The sequence below is a fragment of the Rathayibacter iranicus NCPPB 2253 = VKM Ac-1602 genome (assembly GCF_003149025.1).
GTDB classification, from domain to species: domain Bacteria; phylum Actinomycetota; class Actinomycetes; order Actinomycetales; family Microbacteriaceae; genus Rathayibacter; species Rathayibacter iranicus.
This window is the reverse complement of the sequence record NZ_QGDV01000002.1, coordinates 101716-118989: the sequence shown is the minus strand read 5'-3', so window position 1 is coordinate 118989 and position 17274 is coordinate 101716. Positions and strand designations below refer to the sequence as shown.

Here is a 17274-nt window from a genome sequence, read left to right as displayed (position 1 = left end):
ACGCCTCACCGCCCCTCCGCGAGATGCCTCTTGGGTACGCGTTCATCGGCGTGTCGCGTATCCAAGAGGCATCTCGCAGGGTGGGGGACGGGCATGGGTTAGGTGGCGGTGGCTGCGAGGCCGAGCTCGGCGGGGTGGGCGAGGAGCGCGTGACGGGGGACCACGCGGACGGTATAGCCGAAGGAGCCGCTGCGGTCGAGGGTCAGCACGCCCGCGTAGGGGACGCGTCCGACCGCGTCGGCGGGGACGACGGCACCGGCCTCTTCGACCACCTCGAGTTCGTGCCGGCGCAGCGAGGTGAGCGAGCCGTCGGCGGTCGAGGTGCCGTAGACCACCTCCACCGTGACGTCTGCCGGGGAGAGTTCGCCCAGGCGCACCCCGGCACGCACCGCGAGCCGGTCACCGCGTTGAGGCACGGCATCGATTCCGCCTGATTCGACCGAGGCCACGACGAGGCTCGGCCAGCCCGCGCGTATCCGGCGCTTCCACGACGCAAGCTCCTTTGCGGGCTCGAAGTGATCGGCCGACACCGCTCGCGCTGCCTCCGCCGCCGGGTGGTAGAGGGCTGCGACATATTCGCGCACCATCCGCTCGGCCGACAGCTCGGGCGAGAGTGTCGCCAGAGTGTGGCGGATCGAGCGCACCCAGCGGTGCGGGACGCCGTCCTGGTCGCGCTCGGAAAAGCGCGGCACGACCTCGGACTCGAGTAGTTCGTAGAGCGCATCGGCCTCGAGCATGTCGCGGGCCTCTGGGTCGAGGGCGCGGTCGGAGGAGGGGATCGCCCAGCCGTTCTCGCCGTCGAAGTACTCGTTCCACCAGCCGTCCAGGATCGAAAGGTTCAGCGAGCCGTTCACAGCCGCCTTCATCCCGGAGGTGCCACACGCCTCGAGCGGGCGCAGCGGATTGTTCAGCCAGACATCGGTGCCCGGGTAGAGCAGCTGGGCCATCGCAATGTCGTAGTCGGGGAGGAAGACCATGCGCCGCCGGATATCCGGTTCCTGCGCGAAGCGGACCAGCTTCTGGATCAGCCGTTTCCCCTCCTCGTCCGCCGGATGGGACTTGCCCGCAATGACGATCTGAATCGGGTGCTCCGGATGAGTGAGGAGCGCCCGCAGGCGATCAGGGTCGTGCAGCATCAGGGTCAGGCGTTTGTAGGTCGGCACGCGCCGCGCGAAGCCGACTGTGAGCACATCCGGATCGAGGATCTCGTCGAGCCATGTTGGCGGTGACCCGCCCGGATTCTGCTCCTGCCAGGAGCGAACAGCGCGTCGACGCGCGTCGTGCACAAGCTGTTCCCGCATCGCTCGGCGGGCCCGCCAGAGCGCCTCGTCGCTCAGGTCGCCCGAGGCCCAGTCGGCGCGGGTCGTGTCGTCGGTGCCGAGCCGATCCCGTGCCAACGTCCGGAGGATCGGGTCGGTCCAGGTCGCCGCGTGCACCCCGTTCGTGATCGAACCGATGGGAATCTCCGCCGTCTCGAAGCCGGGCCACAGACTCGAGAACATCGACCGGCTCACCTCCCCGTGCAGGGTCGAGACGCCGTTCGAGCGCTGCGCCAGGCGCAGACCCATATACGCCATGTTGAACGCGGTGCTCCCGGAGTCCCCCGGTTCGGCTCCCAGCTCCAGGACGTCCTCGACCTGCACCCCGGGCAGTAGCTCAGTGGAGAAATATCGGCCGATCAGCGCGCGGTCGAAGCGGTCGATGCCGGCGGGCACCGGCGTGTGTGTGGTGAACACCGTGCTCGCTCGCACCACCTGCAGCGCCTGGTCGAAGTCGAGGCCCGCGCCGATCAGGCTCGAGATGCGCTCGAGCCCCTGAAAGCCGGCGTGGCCCTCATTGGTGTGGAACACCTCCGGAACCGCGGTGCCCGAAACTTCGGCCCACAGTGCGAGCGCACGCACGCCGCCGATCCCGAGCAGCAGCTCCTGCAGGAGACGGTGCTCGCTCTCTCCGCCGTAGAGACGATCGGTCACCGAGCGCAGCGCGTCCTCGTTCTCGGGGATGTCGGTGTCGAGGAGGAGCAGCGTCACCCGGCCGACGTCAGCGCGCCAGACCCTGGCGTACAGCGCTCGGCCCTCGGGCAGCGCGAGCACGATCCTGGCGGGCGACCCGTCGGCGCGGCGCACGACGCGCAGCGGCAGGCCGTCCGGGTCGAGCGAGGGGTAGGACTCCAACTGCCAGCCGTCGGCCGAGAGGCCCTGAGAGAAGTAGCCGGAGCGGTAGAACAGGCCGACGCCGATCAGCGGTACGCCCAGGTCGGAGGAGGCTTTGAGGTGGTCGCCCGCGAGGATACCGAGCCCGCCGGAGTACTGCGGAAGCGCCGCGGCGATGCCGAACTCCGGCGAGAAGTAGGCGATTGAGCGCGGTACTTCCTCCGCCAGCGACTGGTACCAGCGCGGCTCGGAACGGTAGCGCTCGAGTTCGTCGCGCAGGCGCCACGCCTCGTCAACGAAGCCCTGGTCCCTGGCGAGTTCGGCAAGCCGCTCGGGGCTCACCGCTCCGAGCAGTGACGTCGGGTCGGCTCCCCCGCGGCGCCAGAGCTCGGGGTCGACCCGCTCGAACAGGCGCCGGGTGGGCTCGTGCCACGCCCAGCGCAGATTTCCGGCCAGCTCGCCCAGAGCCGAGAGCTCGGGCGGAAGGACGGAGCGGACGATGAAGCGGCGGATCGCCTTCACAGCATCCCTCGACTCTCTGCGGACTCAGGAGAGACGGTCGCGGGTCGCGCTCGGTCACCCTAGCCCAGCGTCGCGGCCCGAATCCGTTCCGGCGCGGACTGCTCGCACAGCTCCGCGGGCGGGCGCAAGCGCCGTGTGCGCGCGGTCGTCGATCGCTACTGTCATGACGTGGCTCAGATACCTTTCGGCACGGCTCCGCTCGGCGACGACGCACGACCAGCGGGTCGCGAACGCGCACCCGAAGCGGTGGTGGGAGACTCGGCACCCACCGTTCCGGCCGCCGCCTCCGCCCCGGCGGCCGCGTCGGCTCCTGCGGCCTCCGAGGCGCCGGCAGTCGCCGAAGCGCCGGCCACCACCCGCAGCGGCTACCGCGTGCGAGCCGAGCGCATCCCGATCCTCGATCCGCAACCACGGCTCGAGGACGACCGCTGGCCCGCGAAAGCCTTCGTCGGCGAGGTCGTCCCCTTCGCCGCCACCGCGTTCCGCGAGGGTCACGACCTCATCGGCGTCGACCTCCTGCTCACCTCCCCCACTGGCGCGGAGTCGGAGCACCGCATGTCGCTTCTTGCGACGGGAACAGACCGATACGGACGCCTAGTCCTGCTCGACACCGAAGGAGACTGGACGTATCGCATCCGCGCTTTCGCTGACGACTGGGCCACCTGGCTGCACACAGCCGAGGTCAAGATCCCGGCAGGCCTTGACATCGAAGTCACCTTCGCAATCGGCGCCGGTCTCCTGCGAACCGGAGCGGACGACGAGGCCCGGCCCCGAGCCGAGCGCGGCCTATTCGCCGGCATCGCCTCCCGCCTGGCGGACTCCGATCTGCCGGCCGACGAGCGCCTGGCCGCGGCGACCGACTCGGCCGTGCACGAAGCGCTCGAGGCTCGCCCGGTGATGAGCCTTGTCAGCGTGTCGGAGCCGCGGACCGTGCACGTCGAGCGCACCCGCGCCGGTGTGGGCGCCTGGTACGAGTTCTTCCCCCGCTCCGAAGGCGCCGTGCGCCACGACGACGGCACCGTCAGCAGCGGAACGTTCCGCACCGCGATCGACCGCGTGCCCGCCGTCGCTGCGATGGGCTTCGACGTGCTGTATCTGCCGCCGATCCACCCCATCGGCCGCGCTTTCCGCAAGGGCCCGAACAACACTCTCGACGCCGGTCCGAGTGACCCAGGGTCCCCCTGGGCGATCGGCTCAGCGGAGGGAGGCCACGACGCGATTCATCCCGACCTCGGCACGCTCGACGACTTCCGTGCGTTCCACTCCGCGGTCACGGACGCCGGTCTCGAACTTGCCCTGGACTTTGCGTTGCAGGCCTCACCGGACCACCCGTGGGTGACCAGCCATCCGGAGTGGTTCACCACGCTCCCCGACGGAACGATCGCCTATGCCGAGAACCCGCCGAAGAAATACCAGGACATTTATCCGGTCAACTTCGACAACGATCCCGAGGGCATCCGTCAGGAGGCGCTGCGAATTCTGCGCCACTGGATCGCGCTCGGGGTGCGCATCTTCCGCGTCGACAATCCCCACACGAAACCGCTCGACTTTTGGGAGTTCGTCATCCACGAGATCACCGCGGAGCACCCCGAGGTGCTGTTTCTCGCTGAGGCGTTCACCCGCCCGGCGATCATGCGGGCGCTCGGCAAAGTCGGCTTCCAGCAGTCGTATTCGTACTTCACTTGGCGCAACACCAAGGAGGAGCTGGCCGAATTCTTCACCAGCATCGCGCACGAAACAGCCGACTACATGCGGCCAAACCTGTTCGTGAATACGCCGGACATTCTGACCGAATATCTTCAGTACGGTGGCCGGTCTGCCTATAAGGTGCGCGCCGCGCTCGCTGCGACCGCATCGCCGCTCTGGGGCGTCTATGCCGGATATGAGCTGGTCGAGAACGTCGCACGCCCGGGCGCCGAGGAGAACATCGATAACGAAAAGTACGAGTACAAGACTCGTGACTGGGCGGCTGCGGAGGAGTCCGGCCGCTCGCTGGCACCGTATCTGACGCGTCTCAACGAGATCCGGCGGGCGCACCCCGCCCTGGGGCAGCTCCGCAACCTCCTGGTGCATGGCAGCGACGACGACGCGATCCTTGTCTATTCCAAGCACCTACAGCAGGCGTTCACGGGTACGGGAGCGGCAGACACGATTCTCGTGGTCGTGAACACCGATCCCCACTCAGCCCGCGAGACCACCGTGCATCTCGACCTGCCCGCGATCGGGCTCGACTGGGGAGCTCGATTCGAGGTCGAGGACCTGATGACCGGCGCCGTCTGGACCTGGGGCAGCGACAACTACGTGCGGCTCGACGCGTTCGTCGAGCCCGTGCACATCCTGAGCGTGAAGGCGGACGAGCGATGAGCGGAACTGTTCCCGAGGGCGAGAGCCCGGCCGAGGCCGCGGGCCTCGCGCCGCACGCCGAGACCGTGGCGACCGCAGGCACCAGCTCGGCGACGACCACGAGCTACGGCACTGCAGACGATGCTCCCCAGCCCCCCGGAGCGGACGGCGAGAACGCACGCCGTTACGCCGTCGAGCCGGTTCCGGAAGCGCCGCTGCCGGTCGCCGCGGAACCCGCCGCGGGACAGATCGACGGCACGTCCGCAATTTCTGTCCCTGACCTCCCCGAGTGGGTGTTGCAGCAGATCGCCACCGGCAGCAACGCACTCCCTCACAACGTCCTCGGCCAGCACGTCGTCCGAGCGTCCGGCGTCGGGGACCCGGTCACTGTCGTGCGAGTACGCCGGCCCCTCGCCGAGAAGGTTGCGATCGTGCTTTCGAGCGGCGCCCGCGTCGAACTCAGCCACCTCGGCCACGGCGTCTGGCAGGGCTTCCATGTTCTCGGGCCGCAGGCATACACCATCGAGGCGCGCTACGACGGCGGCGGCGAGTGGACGGCGGAAGATCCGTATCGCTTCTCGAAGACCGTCGGCGACCTCGATCTCTACCTCATTGGCGAGGGACGGCACGAGCGACTCTGGGAGGCGCTCGGCGCCCGCCACCGCGAACACGAAGGAGTGTGGGGCACCTCTTTCGCCGTCTGGGCGCCGCATGCTCAGGCCGCCCGCGTGATCGGCGACTTCAACGGCTGGGACGGCGAGGGTCACTCGCTCCGCAACCTTGGCGTGACCGGCGTCTGGGAGATCTTTGTGCCCGGCGTCGAGCCCGGCGCTTCTTACAAGTTCGAGCTGCTCTCGCGCGACGGCCGCTGGGTGCAGAAGGCTGATCCGATGGCGCGAGCGACGGAGGTCCCGCCCGCGACGGCCTCCACTGTCCCCGTCTCGCACCACCGGTGGGAGGACTCCGCATGGCTACAAAAGCGGGCGTCCGTCGATCCGCATACCCAGCCGCTCAGCATCTACGAGATACACCTCGGCTCCTGGCGCCCCGGGCTCGGGTACCGCGACCTCGCGGATCCGCTCATCGAGTACGTGACCGAGCTGGGGTTCACGCACGTCGAATTCATGCCGCTCGCTGAGCACCCTTTCGGTGGCTCCTGGGGCTATCAAGTCACGGGCTACTACGCCGCCTCGAGCCGGTTCGGCACCGCCGACGACCTCAAGTATCTGATCGACCGCCTCCACCAGGCCGGCATCGGCGTCATCGTCGACTGGGTGCCCGGGCACTTCCCGAAGGACGACTTCGCCCTCGCCCGCTTCGACGGTGAGGCCCTCTATGAGCACCCGGACTGGCGCCGCGGCGAGCAAATGGACTGGGGCACGTACGTCTTCGACTTCGGGCACACCCAGGTGCGCAACTTCCTCGTCGCGAACGCCCTGTTCTGGCTCGAGGAATTCCACGTCGACGCGCTGCGCGTTGACGCGGTCGCCTCGATGCTCTACCTCGACTACTCCCGCAAAGAGGGCGAGTGGCTAACGAACGAGCACGGCGGGCGTGAGAACCTCGAAGCGATCAGCTTCCTCCAGGAGGTCAACGCGACGGCGTACAAGCTGCACCCGGGCATCATGATGATCGCGGAGGAGTCGACCAGCTGGCCTGGCGTCACGCAGCCCACCAATTCCGGCGGTCTCGGCTTCGGTCTGAAGTGGAACATGGGCTGGATGCACGACTCGCTGAACTACATGGCGAACGATCCGCTGTGGCGCCAGTACCACCTCGGTGAGATCACGTTCTCGTTCGTCTACGCCTTCAGCGAGCACTTCGTCCTGCCGATCAGCCACGACGAGGTCGTGCACGGCAAGGGTTCACTGGTCAACAAGATGCCGGGCGACCACTGGCAACAACTCGCCAACGTCCGCGCCTACCTGGCCTTCATGTGGGCACACCCCGGCAAGCAACTGCTTTTCATGGGGCAGGAGTTCGCGCAGTATTCGGAGTGGAGCGAAGAGCGCGGCCTCGACTGGTGGATTCTCGACCAGCCCAGCCACCGAGGGCTGTGGAGCCTTGTCGGCCAGCTCAACCGCGTCTACCGTGACTCCCCCTCGCTGTGGGAACTCGACAGCGACCAGGCCGGCTTCGAGTGGATCGACGGCGGTGCCGCGGCTGCGAACGTCGTCTCGTTCCTCCGCAAGGACCGCGCGGGGCGTCCCGTCGCCGTCATCGCCAACTTCTCGGGCACGGCCGTCCACGGCTACCGGGTGAGCCTGCCCACGGCGGGCCGCTGGGAGGAACTCATCAACACCGACGCCCAGATGTACGGCGGCAGTGGCGTCGGCAACTTCGGCGCAGTCGAGGCTCGCGAAGAACCGTGGGCCGGTCGCCCCGCCTCCGCTGAACTCGTCCTCCCGCCCCTGGCGGTCCTCTACCTCCGCCCGACTCCCTAACCCCTCGCGAAATGCCTCCTGGGTACACGTTCTTCGGCGTGTCGCCTACCTCAGAGGCATCTCGCGAGGTGGGGAGTGGGTCAGTACAGGAGTGTGGTGAGGCGGGCGCGAGCCTTGGTCACTCGAGGGTCCGTTCGGCCGACGATCTCGAAGAAGTCAAGGAGGCGGGCGCGGGTCGCCGCCTTTCCCTCGGCGTCGAGCCGCGGGAACATCGCCAGGAGTCGGTCGAACGCGTCCTCGATGTGACCACCCGAGACGTCCAGGTCGGCGACAGCGAGCTGAGCATCGAGGTTCGATGGCTCGGCCGCGGCGGTCGAGCGGATGTCCTCCAGAGTGCGACCCTGCAGCCGGTGGAGCAACTTCACCTGGGCAAGACCAGCGACGGCGAGGTCATCGCGCGGGTTCTGCGCGATCGCGGTTTCGTACTCACTGATCGCTGCGGAATAGTCGCCGCGGTCGATCGCGTCGTACGCCTCCTGATGATGCGGCGGCAGCGGTTCCGGCTCAGGCTCGGCCTTGTCTGCGGGATCAGCATCGGCATTGACCGGGATCGTCCCCGTTACGCCGTTCTGCGCTGCCAGCTGCAGAACCTGCTCCAGCAGGTCGCGCAGCTGATCCTCGGCGAGAAGCCCGCTGAACAGCGGCACTGGGCGCCCGCCGATGATGGCGGCGACGGTCGGCACGGCCTGCACCTGGAAGGCCTGCGCGAGCTGCGGAGCGGACTCGACGTCGACTCCGACGAGCACGAAAGCCCCGGCATACGAGACGACGACTTTCTCGAGCAGCGCGGTCATGCTCGTACTTTGCTCGTCCCAGGGGGCCCGCAGATCCACGATCACCGGGACGCGCGACGAGAGCTGGACCACCTGGTCGAACTCGGCGTCACCGGCGGTCAGGAGCAGCGGGTTCGCGGCCGGTGCATCGGAGGCGGCGGGAGCTGCAGTGGCACCAGCGGGTGGGGTGCGGCGGTTGACCAGCGACGACAGGTCGACGGCGCCGCGGAGGTTTCCTGGCAGGGGCGGGACGGTACTCACGGCAGCTGCACCACCGAGACAAGTCCCTGGCTCCATCCGAGCATGACGATTTTCTCCTCCGATCCGACGGGCGGTACATAGAACAACAACTGATAACCGTAGGTGGTCGCGATCCCGGTGGTCGACTTGTCGGTGCCCAGCAACGTCTGTGAGGCGCCCGAGGTTGAGACCGTGGAGCCCTCGGCTGTCGGACGTACGGTCGACGTCTCGGCGATACTGGCCGCGACCAGCGCGCCCGAGTTGTTCGTCGCGAGGGCGATGGTGGGCGACGTGCCGGCCGTGTTCGAGAACTCGAGAGACGCGGTACTCGGAAGCGCCGCGCGATCGGCGTTCTTCTTGTCGATGCCAACCTGCCCTCGGAGCGTGTCCCCGTCGGCCGAGAAGAGCGCGGCGTACTGGCTCGTGTCACCGTTCGCGAGCAGATCGGCGTACGCGGAGCCCACCGTTTGGGGCGCGAGCTTCATCAGACGCGAGTCGGGAGCGACGATCGACGTTCCCACCGTAACCGGGGCAACATCTGGGATGCGGGCGTTGGCCTCGAGCGAGATGGCGTAGTCGACCTTGTAGTCGACGCGTGGACTCGCCTGGCTCATCATCAGCGCAATCGGCGCCTGCGTGCTGTCGGCCGAATTCTGCACGACCGCCGTCACGAGGCGCGGCCACGTCATGGTGTCCTGCGGAAGTACGAGGCTCACCGGCGACGCCGGGATGGTCTGCGGCGGGACGATGGTGCCGCCCTTGGCGACGACGTCGTAGTTGGTGGTCCGCTCGGTCAGCGCCTCGCCCTGGAAACGGGAGGCGAGGATCGACGCGTCGTGCGCTGCGTCTGCTCGGGACGCGACATCGGCGACCTCGGCGACGATCGCCTCCGCCTGCTGCGTCGTAACGACGGGCGTGGGATCGGCCGCAACCGGTTTGGCTCCCGGGGTGGGCGTCACTGACGCGGTGGGCGCTGTGCTCGCGCCGGCAGCCAAATTGGGCCAGTAGTCGGAGCTGCAACCGGAGAGCAGCACGGCGGTGCCGAGCAGGACAGGGAGCACCAGGGCGCCGCGGCGGCGCGTGACGGATGGCGAGGCAATCGAGGCCTCAATGCCGGCGCGAGGCCGGGGTCGGCGCGCTCCCCGCGGGATGCGGCCCTGCGGGCCCTTGCGACGGGGACCGTGCTGTCGGCGCAGGTGCACGAACGCCCAGATGTACAGAACGAGTCCGATGAGCAGGAACACCGCACCGCCCAGCAGCAGTGGTCCGGCGAGCGGAGTCGCGGTGTCGACCGGCCAGCTCACCCGCACGGAGTCGGCCGCGGGCGCGGTGCCGTCGCTCGCGATCAGGACGGACACGTCGGCCGGCACGTCGAGCGCGACCGTCATGCTGCCGGTCCCCTCGAACTGCTCGAGCCACAGGTCGGACCCGCGCGGGTCGACGACGGCCGCGTTGGCGGTTGCAACATCGGACGAGAGCTCGACGGCCTTGCCCGTCTCCCGCTCGGCGGTCAGCGCGTCGCGCACTGTGCCACGCCCGACCGCGCTGTAGGCGGAGCCTCCCACCCAGCCGAGCACATCGGTCGTACGGGCGTAGGCGAGCACGAGGCTGCCGTTGCCCTCGACCGTGATGGTCTGGCGACCCGGGTTCGCATCGAGTGCGTTCCCGTCGATCACGGCGTAGGGGGCCGACGCGTCGAGCGTGGCCTGCGCGGTCAGGGACTCCGGAGGCGCCCAAACCGTTCGCTGACCGATGCCGAGCACGATCAGCGCGGCAGCGATGACGGTGGCGATGATGGCGAAAACGAACCGCACGAAAGAACTCCTCCTGCGTTGCCGGATCGGGAAACGGCCGAGTCCGGCTTTGGGGACGCAGCCGGACCGGGGCGCGACGGCAACAGACAAAGACAGTCCACGATAGCCGATGCCTCCCACTCAAGACCCGGCAACAGCCGAGAGTACGGCCGAGACGGCGCGCGGTGCGGGTGTCGCCCCGGCTGGCGGGCCCTCGCTGAATACACTTTCCGAGTGCCGCGAGCCCCTCCGCGGCCCTGCTCTGAAGGAGACGACGTGGCGAACGACGAGGCCGAATTCACTCAGGTGTTCCGTGGCTACGACCGAGACGAGGTGGATAAAGCCATCCAGGGCCTGCGCCGCGAACTCATCAACTCGAACACGCAGGCGGCCGAGAGCGGCCGCGAGGTGAAGCGCCTCTCCTCCCGCGTCGAGGGTCTCGAAAAAGAGCTGCAACAGGTCGGCGCGCCCACCTACGCGGGCCTGGGTGCGAAGCTCGAACACACGCTGCGCGTCGCGGAGGAGCAGTCGGAGCGGATCATCGCCCAGGCCGAGAACGATGCCTCGGCCGTGCGCCGAAGCACCCGCGACGAGGGCGACCGCCTCCTGCAAGAGGCGCGCGACGAGGCCGAGCGCCTGGTCACCGAGGCGCGTCGCCGGGCCGACCGTACCCGTGCTGAGTCCGAGGCCCAGGCTGCCGCCACCCTCGGCAAGGCGGCCGACGACCGCGATGTCCTGACTCAGGACGCGGTGCGTGAGGCCGCAGCGATCCGCGGATCCGTCGCGACCGAGGCCGCCGAGACGCGCGCCACCGCCAAGCGCGAAGCCGCCGCCATCCGCTCGGAGGCAGAGCGGGAGGCCGCCGAACTGCGAGCGGTCGCCGCGCGCGAAATGGAGGTCGCGCGCGCCGAAGCCGCACGCCTCGCCCAGGCCAACGAGCTGCTGCGTGCCGAGGTCGCCTCCGAGGTCGACCGCCTTCGCGCGGCCGCGGAGGCCGAGGTCGCAGAGGCTCGCTCCGCCGTTGAGTCCGAGGTGCTGTCAACGCGGGCTGCACTCGATGCCGAGGTCGTGGCGATCCGAGCCGAAGGCACCCGCGAGGTCGCGGACCAGCGCACCCGACTCGCTCAGGAGCGCGCGGAGGCCGTGGCCGTGCTCGACGCCGAACTCGCAGGGATCCGCGCCGCGTCCGCCGAGGAAGCTGCCGCGCTCGCCCGCGACGTGGAACAGGCGCGGATCGACCTCGTGGTCGAGCTGGCGGCCCGTCGCGAGGAGGCGGACAACGACGACCTCCTCCGTCACCAGGAGGCGGTCGCGCAGACTCAGCGCTACCTCGACGAGTCGAACCTCCAGCTCGCCGACGCGATCAGGCGGGCCAACGACAAGCGCCTCGAGGCGGACACGCTGCGCAGCGACGCGCTGGACGAGACGACCCGTCTGCGCCGCGCCGCACAGGACGAGTCCGATGCCCTCCTGGACGCAGCGCGCGAGCGGGCGCAGCGGCTCCTTGCCGACGCCGAGCGCCGCAGTCGCGACCTGATGGAGACTGCCGAGCGGCGGCTCGATGAGATCCGCACCGAGCGCGACGCCATCGCAGGTTACGTGGCCGGTCTGCGCGGCCTTATCGGACACATCGACGAACTCACCGAAGACGGGGACGGAAAGGCCGCGGATGACTAGCGGGCGGGCTCAGGCGAGCTCGCCCTCCCACTGGGTCGGGAGCGGAGACGCGGCCGGCGCGACCACGCGGACGATCTCGTCGAGCACGCGCCGCGTCTGAGCCTCGCCCACCCACAGGTGCTTGCCACCCTCGACCGCGACCAGCTCGAGCTGCGACACACTCGCGAAGCGCTCGGCGGCCTCGGCGGGGCGCAGGTAGTCATCGAATTCGGGGACCAGCACCACGAGCGGCCGACCATCTTCCCCCCAGGCGGCGACCTCCTGGGCGCTCGCGCGATGCAGCGGCGGCGACAGGAGGATCGCACCGTCCACCGGCTGCTCCCTCCCCCACTTCAGTACCAGCTCGGTCCCAAAGGACCAGCCGACCAGCCACGGGTGCACCAACCCCCGCTCGGCGACCAGCGCCATCGCCGCCGCCACGTCGGCTCGTTCGTCGGTCCCGTGCCCAAAGGCTCCGTCGCTCGTGCCGCGAGGCGACCTCGTGCCGCGGGTATTGAAGCGCAGCACCGCGAGGTTCGCGAGGGCGGGCAGGCGGGCGGCCGCCTTGCGCAGGATGTGCGAGTCCATGAAACCGCCGTGGGTGGGTAGCGGATGCAGGGTGACCAGCGTCGCCACCGGCTCACGCTCCAGCGGCAGGGCGAGTTCACCGACCAGCGTCAGCCCATCGGACGTGTGCAGCTCAATGTTTTCGCGGCGCGCGGGGAGGACCACGCCTCCGCGGATCTCGTGGGTCATCGTGCTCCTCGAATTCTCCAGCAGCGGGTATGCCAGTGGCGGCGGCCGGCCAGAGATGCCGCGTCGCCGAGAGCACCATCCGCCCGCCAGGCAACAACGTGGGCCTGCCCGACGTCGATCGTCATCGCGCAGCCCGGGCACAGGTAGTTCTTCACCGCGCGGGCCGAGGAGACGGGCTGGACCGTCCACTCGCGGCCCGCCTGAACCTCGGTATGCCGCCGTCCGGCGAGCATCTGGGACAGGTCCCGCTGTTCGTCGTCAGCGCTCCGGCGACTCCCCCGGGGTCGATTGCTGCGCGGCATCCCCCCAGTCTAGGAGGCAGTCGTCGCGTGCGGCGGTCAGTGCGACGGCTCGTCCATCTCGAGCCGGGTCTCCTCCGCATCGAGCATCCGCTGCGCCCGCCGCAACGTTCGGGAGGAGTAAACCCCGCGTCCGCGCGCTTCCAGAAGAGCCTCCCGCTCAGCAAGCAGCACGGCGATTCGAAGCCGCAGGTACTGCGCGTGGGGGCCGAGCGGAGCGTCGTCATCGCGCTCCACCAGCTCCCACGCCACCTGTGAGCGAGTGAGCGTGTCGCGCCGCACTCGCTCGATCACACGCTCGCCGACCTCCCCGTCCGGCAACTCGGCCACAGCCTCCGGAAGTGCCTGGATGCCCGTCGCCGCGACCTCGTCGAGCAGCGTCGCCAGCTCGCGGCGGTCCGCCTCGCCGTCGGTGCCCTGGATGCCCGTCAGCCGAATCAGCGCGGGAAGCGTTGCCCCCTGCACCAGCAGTGTCACGACGGCCACAGTAAAAGCGATCAGGATCAGCTGCGACCGATACGGAGTGTCTTGCGGCAGGGACTGCGCCGCGGCGAGCGTCACCACGCCACGCATCCCGGACCAGGAGAGGATCACGCCGCCGCGCCAACCGAACGCCTCGCTGGTCGTCGCGGCGAGGTCCGTCTCACGGCGTTGGTAGAGCCGCTCGGCCCGGACCTGCCTGCGACGCAAGCGCTCGTCGCTCGATGCGCTGTTGCGCAGCCGCATCAGTCCGACGGCGAGTCGGCGATTGATTCGCTCGGCGCGTCTGCCGGAGTTGCGCAGCCAGAGGAGCAGCGGCCAGATAAAAAGAGTGCGCAGGACGATCAGGATCACGACCGTGACGAGCCCCAGCAGGACCGCCCTGCCCGCCCCGAACTCGCCCGGACCGACCTCGCTGACAATCGCCTTGATCTCGGCGCCCATCAGCAAAAAGACCCCGTTTTCGAGCAGGAACTGCGCTGTGCGCCAGTTTACCCGCTCGCTGATCCGCGACTGGGGGCTGAGGAAGCGTGCACTGTTATGCCCTGTATAGATGCCGGTGACGACGACCGCGAGCACGCCAGAGGCCCCCAGCTCCTCCGCGGGGATGTAGGCCAGGAACGGCACGGCGAACGAGACAGCGGTGTCGAGCACGGGGTCCCGCAGCTTCGATCGCACGAAGACAGTGAAGACGCCGATCAGGAGTCCAAGCGCGATTGCCATCACGACCGAGTAGGCAAAGAGGACGCTCACCTCGCCCGCGTCGATCGCATCGGAGGTGACAGAGGTACCCACCACGGCCGCGGCGGCCGTCGCTGCACGCAGCAGGACCAGCGCGGAGGCGTCATTGACGAGGCTCTCGCCCTCGAGCACCGTCACGAGTCGCGGCGGAAGACCGAGCTTCTTGCCGATCGAGGTCGCCGCGACAGCATCGGTCGGGCTGACAACAGCGCCGAGGGCGATCGCAGCGGGCAGGCTCAGGTCGGGGAAGACGGCGTAGAGAAATCCGCCGACCGCCAGCGCGGTGACGACCACCAGCAGCACCGAAAGGCCGAAGATCGAGCGCACATTCCGTCGGAAATCCGTCAGCGGTACCTGGATCGCCGCCGAATAGAGCAGCGGAGGCAAAACGCCCGCCAGGATCAGCTCGGGCTCGACCTCGATGTCGGGGACGCCCGGCACGTACGACGCGCCGATTCCGACGACCACGAGTACCAACGGAGCCGCGATTCCGAGACGGTACGAGAAGCGTGCAACGGTGACGACCGTGATAATTCCGACGACTCCGAGCAGCGCGTAATCCACGGCTCCAGGGTAGCGAGACGCTCAGCTGTGGCGACGGTGCCGGCAAGCAACGGTTCGCTCAGTACCAGCCGACGGACTCAGTACCAGCCGACGGATTCGGAGTGGGCCCACGCGCCACAGGGCGAGCCGTAGCGGCCAGAGATATAGCCGAGGCCCCAGGTGATCTGCGTGCTCGGATTCGACGCCCAATCGCTCCCGGCCGCGGCCATCTTGCTTCCAGGCAGGGCCTGCGGGATGCCGTAGGCGCCGCTCGACTTGTTCTCGGCGTACACGTTCCAGCCGGACTCGCGGGTCCAGAGCGACACGAGGCAGTTGTATTCGCTGTCGGCCCAGCCGCGCTGCACGATCATGTCGTACGCGATTGCCTTCGCCGATCCCGGGTCCGGAGTGGCGGCCCGCACGACGGGAGCGGCGGCGGCCGGTGCATCCTGCTCGCTCTCGCTGGTCGTGGCCTGCGCCTGCGGTGCGACGGGCGTCGGAGTGGGAGTCGGTGTAGGGGTGGGCTTGGGCTTCTCCTGCGCCGCGAACGAGTCGCGCTCGACGGTTCGTTCGACGCCGCCTGCAACGACGAGACGCTGCGCCGCATCACCGTTGAAACGCGCCGGAGCCTGGTAGTACGGCGAGGCGACCGCTCCGCTCGACGGGTCGACGACGTTGACCATCACGAACGCGAAGGAGGCGGCGAAGGCGAGCACCGTCACGGGGATCCGGGCCCAGGAGCGCCGGACCGGGGTCTGGTGCGGAACCGCCGGGCGACCGCTGTTGCGGTACGCGGGCGAAGGGGCGACGGAGGAGTGAGGATGCTGAGCCACGATTACGGAAGCATAACGGACGATGTCCTGATCGGCCAGCAGATCCGAACTTGGTCAGCGGACCGCCAGCATGACGTCGACCACCGTGTCGAGCAGTAGGTCGACTTGCGGCTCCAGGTAACCGCCGCGCTGCGGTGCGAAGGAGACGGTGCGCACGTCGTCGACCGTGAGGACGGAGCCGTCGCGGAAGTAGCCCGAGATTCGGTCGGCGAAGGCGTCCACTTGCCGGAGGTTGTATCCCGTCGTCAGGAGGCCCGCGCGGGTGAAGCGTTCGCGCGGCGCTCGGGCAAGGCGGTTGACGAGGTCCTGGGCCGTCGCTCGAGCCTCGGCCAGCCAGGCCTCCTCGCCCTGTTGAGCGATGGCGTACTGCCGCTCCCGCAGAGCGAACGCGTCCTCCAACCGCTCGAGAGCCGCATCGACGTGTGGAGCGGAGTAGCCGCCTTTACGCAGAGTGAACGCCATGTGGCGCAGGTCCGCCGCTCGCAGCTCGGCGACTCCTCCCGACAGCTGCGCGTAGGCCTCACGAGCGGAGGCGAGGAACGAGTCGACCTCGGCCATGTCGTAACCAGGACGGGACTCGCGGGCTCGGGGGAAGGGTGCGGTCATGTCGTCATTCTGTCAAGATCGCCTGCGCAGAGCGGTATCGGCGCGTCTGCAGGCCCGCGAAGAGTGTCGGCGGGTGCTTCGCCAGGGATCAGCGCACGAAGAGAAAGTACAGCACATATGCGGCGGCGGCCGACGGCAGGATCGAATCGAGCCGGTCGAGCACTCCCCCGTGACCGGGCAACCAGGAACTCATGTCCTTGATGCCGATATCGCGCTTGATCAGCGACTCCGCCAGATCGCCCAACGTCGCCGTCAGCAAGACGACTGCGCCGAGCACGGCTCCGACCCACCACGGCTCCCCCAGCAGGAGCACCGCGAGGAGGACGCCGACGACGACTCCCGCGACCGCCGCACCGGCAAAGCCCTCCCAGGTTTTCTTCGGGCTAATGCGGGGCGCCATCGGGTGCTTGCCCCACGTCAATCCGCTCGCATAGGCACCCGTGTCGACGACGATCACGAGCGCCAGGAACGCGAACGCCCACAGTTGGCCGCCGTCCTCGGCCACGAGGCGGATCGCGAAGGCACCGAGGAACGTGACGTACCCCTGCACAAAGGCACCGAGGCCGATGTCGAGCGCCAGATCCCGCGGCGTCGACGAGGTCCGACGAAAGAGCTGCTCACCGAGCCGCCACAGTGCGATGGCGACGGAGCCGCCAAGTACCGTCGCCCACGCGACCCCGAGGCCCCCGTAATACGCGGCGGGCACCGCGACGACGGCGACGATCCCGGTGGGGATGCGCGGGATATCCCGGCCCGCGTGGCGCAGTGCATTCGAGAGTTCGAGAGCCGCGAGCAGGATCATGCCCCCCGCGAGCACCATGAAGATCTCTTTGACAACGAGCAGGCTGACGACCATTGCTCCGGCACCGACCACGCCGATCAGCGTTGCCGAGACCAGATTGCGGCCGGAGCGGGCGGTCAGGCGTTCGTTCGTCGCCTCGAGCTGCGCGCGGGTCGCCTCCAGCTGCCGCTCCACGTCGGCCCGCCCCTGCTGGGCACGCGCCCTCAGCGCATCGCGGGTGACCATCCGAGATCCCCGGGCACCGGGGACCCGCGGAGACGGTCTGCTCACGCCGTCCTCGGGTCCTTCGG

Annotated in this window: 12 protein-coding genes; 3 read left to right on the top strand and 9 right to left on the bottom strand. The window is 68.9% G+C overall.

Annotated features, from left to right (window positions below):
* Positions 1 to 98: 98 nt before the first annotated feature.
* Positions 99 to 2675: an alpha-glucan family phosphorylase gene (glgP, locus tag B0H03_RS03075; protein WP_104264664.1), complete on the bottom strand. Its 2577-nt coding sequence runs from the start codon at positions 2673 to 2675 to the stop codon at positions 99 to 101.
* 372 nt (positions 2676 to 3047) lie between these two features.
* Between glgP and B0H03_RS03070 the strand changes: the two genes are divergently transcribed.
* Complete coding sequence (locus tag B0H03_RS03070; protein ID WP_419956901.1) at positions 3048 to 5039, top strand: alpha-1,4-glucan--maltose-1-phosphate maltosyltransferase; 1992 nt, start codon at positions 3048 to 3050, stop codon at positions 5037 to 5039.
* On the top strand, positions 5036 to 7462 hold the full coding sequence (glgB, locus tag B0H03_RS03065) for a 1,4-alpha-glucan branching protein GlgB (RefSeq protein ID WP_104264663.1): 2427 nt from the start codon (positions 5036 to 5038) through the stop codon (positions 7460 to 7462). The genes B0H03_RS03070 and glgB overlap by 4 nt, the downstream gene beginning before the upstream one ends.
* A gap of 80 nt (positions 7463 to 7542) precedes the next feature.
* On the opposite strand, the gene B0H03_RS03060 is transcribed toward glgB, so the two are convergent.
* Positions 7543 to 8496 (bottom strand): tetratricopeptide repeat protein, encoded by a 954-nt coding sequence (locus B0H03_RS03060; protein WP_104264662.1) that lies wholly within the window; start codon positions 8494 to 8496, stop codon positions 7543 to 7545.
* Positions 8493 to 10289 carry a DUF8094 domain-containing protein gene (locus tag B0H03_RS03055; protein ID WP_104264661.1) on the bottom strand — a complete coding sequence of 599 codons (1797 nt, stop codon included), beginning with the start codon at positions 10287 to 10289 and terminating at the stop codon, positions 8493 to 8495. The genes B0H03_RS03060 and B0H03_RS03055 overlap by 4 nt, the downstream gene beginning before the upstream one ends.
* A gap of 255 nt (positions 10290 to 10544) precedes the next feature.
* On the opposite strand from B0H03_RS03055, the gene B0H03_RS03050 reads away from it, so the two are divergent.
* Positions 10545 to 11945: a DivIVA domain-containing protein gene (locus B0H03_RS03050; protein ID WP_104264660.1), complete on the top strand. Its 1401-nt coding sequence runs from the start codon at positions 10545 to 10547 to the stop codon at positions 11943 to 11945.
* Between the two features lie 9 nt (positions 11946 to 11954).
* Here the strand turns inward: B0H03_RS03050 and B0H03_RS03045 are convergent, their stop codons facing one another.
* The 6 genes from B0H03_RS03045 to B0H03_RS03020 all read right to left on the bottom strand — a co-directional run bounded on the left by B0H03_RS03045 (position 11955) and on the right by B0H03_RS03020 (position 17209).
* A complete protein-coding gene (locus B0H03_RS03045; protein ID WP_104264659.1) occupies positions 11955 to 12680 on the bottom strand; it encodes an alpha/beta hydrolase in 726 nt (241 codons plus the stop codon).
* The gene (locus B0H03_RS03040) at positions 12677 to 12982 is read right to left on the bottom strand and encodes a hypothetical protein (RefSeq protein ID WP_104264658.1); all 306 of its coding nucleotides are present in this window, start codon (positions 12980 to 12982) and stop codon (positions 12677 to 12679) included. The genes B0H03_RS03045 and B0H03_RS03040 overlap by 4 nt, the downstream gene beginning before the upstream one ends.
* A 36-nt stretch (positions 12983 to 13018) precedes the next feature.
* Positions 13019 to 14764, bottom strand: coding sequence for a cation:proton antiporter (locus B0H03_RS03035; RefSeq protein WP_104264657.1), 1746 nt, complete (start codon positions 14762 to 14764; stop codon positions 13019 to 13021).
* A gap of 77 nt (positions 14765 to 14841) precedes the next feature.
* On the bottom strand, positions 14842 to 15576 hold the full coding sequence (locus B0H03_RS03030; protein ID WP_241560390.1) for an aggregation-promoting factor C-terminal-like domain-containing protein: 735 nt from the start codon (positions 15574 to 15576) through the stop codon (positions 14842 to 14844).
* Between the two features lie 54 nt (positions 15577 to 15630).
* A complete protein-coding gene (locus B0H03_RS03025) occupies positions 15631 to 16182 on the bottom strand; it encodes a DivIVA domain-containing protein (RefSeq protein ID WP_104264655.1) in 552 nt (183 codons plus the stop codon).
* Positions 16183 to 16270: 88 nt separating this feature from the next.
* A complete protein-coding gene (locus B0H03_RS03020) occupies positions 16271 to 17209 on the bottom strand; it encodes a phosphatidate cytidylyltransferase (protein WP_104264654.1) in 939 nt (312 codons plus the stop codon).
* Positions 17210 to 17274: the final 65 nt, after the last annotated feature.

What these genes read in the sequence shown, in the direction of transcription:
- glgB (WP_104264663.1), top strand. Translation starts at nt 5,036, where the DNA reads ATGAGCGGAACTGTTCCCGAGGGCGAGAGCCCGGCCGAGGCCGCGGGC.
- B0H03_RS03045 (WP_104264659.1), bottom strand. Translation starts at nt 12,680, where the DNA reads ATGACCCACGAGATCCGCGGAGGCGTGGTCCTCCCCGCGCGCCGCGAA.
- B0H03_RS03040 (WP_104264658.1), bottom strand. Translation starts at nt 12,982, where the DNA reads ATGCCGCGCAGCAATCGACCCCGGGGGAGTCGCCGGAGCGCTGACGAC.
- B0H03_RS03025 (WP_104264655.1), bottom strand. Translation starts at nt 16,182, where the DNA reads ATGACCGCACCCTTCCCCCGAGCCCGCGAGTCCCGTCCTGGTTACGAC.
- B0H03_RS03020 (WP_104264654.1), bottom strand. Translation starts at nt 17,209, where the DNA reads ATGGTCACCCGCGATGCGCTGAGGGCGCGTGCCCAGCAGGGGCGGGCC.